At 45.1% G+C, this 3,369-nt stretch carries 4 protein-coding genes and 1 pseudogene; 2 read left to right on the top strand and 3 right to left on the bottom strand.

Annotated features, from left to right (window positions below; all coding sequences use genetic code 11):
- Nucleotides 1–335: pseudogene (locus ACLH1I_RS26450) on the top strand (hypothetical protein); the annotation flags it as partial.
- Between the two features lie 242 nt (nt 336–577).
- Here the strand turns inward: ACLH1I_RS26450 and ACLH1I_RS26445 are convergent.
- Nucleotides 578–1,252, bottom strand: a complete 675-nt coding sequence (locus ACLH1I_RS26445) for a helix-turn-helix domain-containing protein (protein WP_065806389.1) — start codon at nt 1,250–1,252, stop codon at nt 578–580.
- A 653-nt stretch (nt 1,253–1,905) separates the two neighbouring features.
- Here ACLH1I_RS26445 and ACLH1I_RS26440 point away from each other — a divergent pair.
- On the top strand, nt 1,906–2,115 hold the full coding sequence (locus tag ACLH1I_RS26440; RefSeq protein WP_158239539.1) for a hypothetical protein: 210 nt from the start codon (nt 1,906–1,908) through the stop codon (nt 2,113–2,115).
- Between the two features lie 345 nt (nt 2,116–2,460).
- Here the strand turns inward: ACLH1I_RS26440 and ACLH1I_RS26435 are convergent, their stop codons facing one another.
- Together ACLH1I_RS26435 and ACLH1I_RS26430 are read right to left on the bottom strand one after the other, a co-directional pair.
- Nucleotides 2,461–2,883 (bottom strand): helix-turn-helix domain-containing protein, encoded by a 423-nt coding sequence (locus ACLH1I_RS26435; RefSeq protein WP_025714834.1) that lies wholly within the window; start codon nt 2,881–2,883, stop codon nt 2,461–2,463.
- Nucleotides 2,883–3,074, bottom strand: coding sequence for a Rop family plasmid primer RNA-binding protein (locus ACLH1I_RS26430; protein WP_023302508.1), 192 nt, complete (start codon nt 3,072–3,074; stop codon nt 2,883–2,885). The genes ACLH1I_RS26435 and ACLH1I_RS26430 overlap by 1 nt, the downstream gene beginning before the upstream one ends.
- Nucleotides 3,075–3,369 lie beyond the last annotated feature (295 nt).

The raw sequence follows: 3,369 nt of genomic DNA, 5'->3' as shown, positions 1-3,369 counted from the left end.
CCCCCTGACAAGCATCACGAAATCTGACGCTCAAATCAGTGGTGGCGAAACCCGACAGGACTTAAAGATACCGGGCGTTTCCCCCCGGTGGCTCCCTCTTGCGCTTTCCTGTTCCCGCCCTGCGGTTTACGTGTTGTGGTGGAAGCCTTACCTAAATCACCACGTCCCGCTCCGTTTAGACAGTTCGCTCCAAGCTGGGCTGTATGCAAGAACCCCCCGTTCAGCCCGACTACCACGCCCTTTCCGGTAACTATCACTTGAGTCCAACCCGGAGCAGACACGACAAATCGCCATTGGCGGTAGCCACTGGTAACGGGGTAACAAGATGCCTATAGATTCTTTAGTCTTGATGTTTGAGCCTAACAACGGCTAAACTTAAAGAGAAATTTGGCGGCAGCGGTCTTGTTCACCCTGTTACCACGGTTAAGCAGTTCCCCAACTGACTTAACCTTCGAAAAACCGCCTTGCAGGGCGGTTTTTTCGTTAATGCGTAACGATACTCTTAGCCAAAGAGTAACGTCAAGAATGCATTCCTAGCTTAGCGTTAAACCCATCCCTGCCTATGCACACCTCGTATTCACCAGTCCGATCTTTTAACAAAGCTTTTATATCCAGCAAGATAGTAGCGATTAGGCTGATTCTTTTTAGTGTCATCAGCTTTTTCACTAGAAATCCTAGTGATCAGACCTACCAATGAGAGGAGTGCTAATGCTCTCTGGATATCTTTTTCTGTAATGCCAACAGCACTACTTATAGTCTGGTAAGAAGCTAACGAATACTCTGTGTAGTTATCACGAACAGAAGCAAGATAAATGAATATTTTTAGCGCATGCAGCTCTACTTTTCGCCTTAGCTTTAAATCTTCAAATGGTGTAATAGCATGGCCACCTTCACTAGTTATTGCTCTTACAGGTATCTTGCACCATCCACTACGCTCTTTATTGCTTATCAGTTTATAGGTGTTGTTTCGACCAATCCGCGTAACATCAATCATATCCAGCTTAACTAAAATAGCTGTACCTTCTCTTATCAGCTGCCGACTAATCCCTGTCATTTCTGATAGCCGGGTATAGGTTATTTTCACTTCCTGAATGCCAACTTCTTCAGCGCATTTCATGGTAATTGCTATGTAAATCATAAGAGCGGCAACCTTTGCTGATGGTTTGCCGATCTCATCGTTACGCCAATTAAATTTCCGAATAAGTCCGTTATGAACCCACCAAGAGAACATCGGAGCCCAATTAGGGATCATCTCACTTCCTCCAGCCAATAATGCAAATAGCAACGAAGCCTGCCAAAACAGCTAATGACAACAGGAACGGAACGAACCCACTGATGACAGGGGCTATTGAGGTAATAAATGAACTGATAACGGTTAAATTTTCCATAAAAGGTCCTTCTACGAGGAGTTATTTTCAAATTTTATCTCGCCAAAGGATTTACATCTAGAGACAATGGTTTTAATTTTTTTTGAAAATAAAAAATAAAACCAATTTAATCAATCACTTACTTTTAGAATCATTAGTTTTTAGCATCTAAAAATTAGTTCATAAGATGAAATTTAGCGCGATAAAAGACCATTTATCAGTCAAAAAACGCCCAAATTGATAAACTATTAGTTCACAAAAAACAAACATAAACCATTGATAAATATATGTTTTTTGTAAGGTGTTGTTTTATAATACTATTTTTTTATCGTCGAGTAAGAGCCACAGAGTCGAGCTATTTACCATAACATCCGTTGCCCGCACCGCCTCAGAGGCCCTCAGGGCGTTTCTGAGGCCTCCGGCCTGAAACACACACCTTTCTGTGCCCATATCGAGAAAAAACGCCCCTGATGATTCTGGCGCGACTGCATGGCTATGCACGGACATACCTGGCCGGGATTTTAGCGGCTAAAATCCGATGAACGCCCTGAAAGCCACCACGAACCACCCCGATAACGGTGAACGGATGCGCAATTTATTGCGTGGCCGTGAGGCGTTGCCGGCACAGCCGGAAAACCGGTTTTCAGCACGTTCAGGAATCGGGTTCGTCGACGGCCGGCAATCACGTTATGGCAAGTCGCCGGACGACTCACCACACGATTCACCGGCGATTCGAATCGTGAATTGAATCAAGAGTCACCATGAACAAAAAACGCCCAAATTGATGAATTGAATCAAGAGTCGATTCATCATAACAACATGATAATAAAGCGTGATTCACATATGAATCGTGGGCAATTCGTAAACGATTCGCCATAGAGTCGTCCACGACTTGGATCTGCACTTTGTAACACATCACTGCACATTAATTTTTCATTAACCAATTGTTTTAAATAAGGAATCTGCAAAATTTTAATTTTGCGTAGTGTGTGGGTATTTTTAGTCGTGAGGAGCGTTCAGAGATCTGGCGATTTTTGGGAAGGTTCAGGAACTCCCTGGGATGGCCGGAGAGGAAAACTCAAGCATGGCAGGATCAGGATTTTTTCCAGAATTTCCACCACGGGGAATGGGGTGGTGAAGAAGGCTCGCGCTTGTGCTCCAGAAGCTGCATAGCCTGACGAAGGGAATCAATATGCTCATCTCGAGCCTTAACAGCCCCTTTAAGACCATCGTTTTCAGCTTCAAGTAGAGCGATTCTATGTTGTAAATCATGTAAACCAACGCTGTTAATACTTGTAGATTCTGCGTCACTTTTTACATCATATTTTACAGTATCGATGACACCATCAAGAGAACCAAACACTCTAATAAGCTCTGAAGTATCAATAACTTTAATAGCCTTCCCGTGCTTTACAACAGAGGTGTAACTTAACTTCCCACTGTTAATCATCTTGTAAATTGTGGGACGGCTAACCTTAACAAGCCGTGCCGCTTCACTAATAGACACTCTGGCCATCAATTACCATCCTGTAATTCATCCAGTCTCGAGGACAGTGTACGGAAAAGATGCTCCGCATCATCGTGGAGTTTCTCACAAAGGTCGGCCTCAACATCGAGATCAAGCTCGTTAAGCTTCTCCAGCAGGAGCAGAGACTGATTCTGGATGAATTTAGCCATGTTCAGCGCTGTTTTCTGTTGTTTCGTCATAAAGGGCCTCAGAGCGTCAGTGCTCAATGTCAGACAGATCTCTTTTCCGCTTCCTCGCTCACTCAGTCGCTACGCTCCTGCCGTTCGGCTGCGGCGAGCGGTCGCAACGCGCACATAACGACATAGAGCAGACAGCTCGGAGAGGGAGAAGGCAGCACAGCGGCCGTTTTTCCATAGGCTCCGCCCCCCTGACAAGCATCACGAAATCTGACGCTCAAATCAGTGGTGGCGAAACCCGACAGGACTTAAAGATACCGGGCGTTTCCCCCCGGTGGCTCCCTCTTGCGCTTTCCTG

The organism is Klebsiella sp. 1SOBk10mer (assembly GCF_046602535.1).
In the GTDB taxonomy this organism is placed as follows: Bacteria; Pseudomonadota; Gammaproteobacteria; order Enterobacterales; family Enterobacteriaceae; genus Klebsiella; species Klebsiella quasipneumoniae.
This window is presented reverse-complemented; position numbering and strand designations above follow the sequence as displayed.

What these genes read in the sequence shown, in the direction of transcription:
- ACLH1I_RS26445 (WP_065806389.1), bottom strand. Translation starts at nt 1,252, where the DNA reads ATGATCCCTAATTGGGCTCCGATGTTCTCTTGGTGGGTTCATAACGGA.
- ACLH1I_RS26440 (WP_158239539.1), top strand. Translation starts at nt 1,906, where the DNA reads ATGAACGCCCTGAAAGCCACCACGAACCACCCCGATAACGGTGAACGG.
- ACLH1I_RS26435 (WP_025714834.1), bottom strand. Translation starts at nt 2,883, where the DNA reads ATGGCCAGAGTGTCTATTAGTGAAGCGGCACGGCTTGTTAAGGTTAGC.
- ACLH1I_RS26430 (WP_023302508.1), bottom strand. Translation starts at nt 3,074, where the DNA reads ATGACGAAACAACAGAAAACAGCGCTGAACATGGCTAAATTCATCCAG.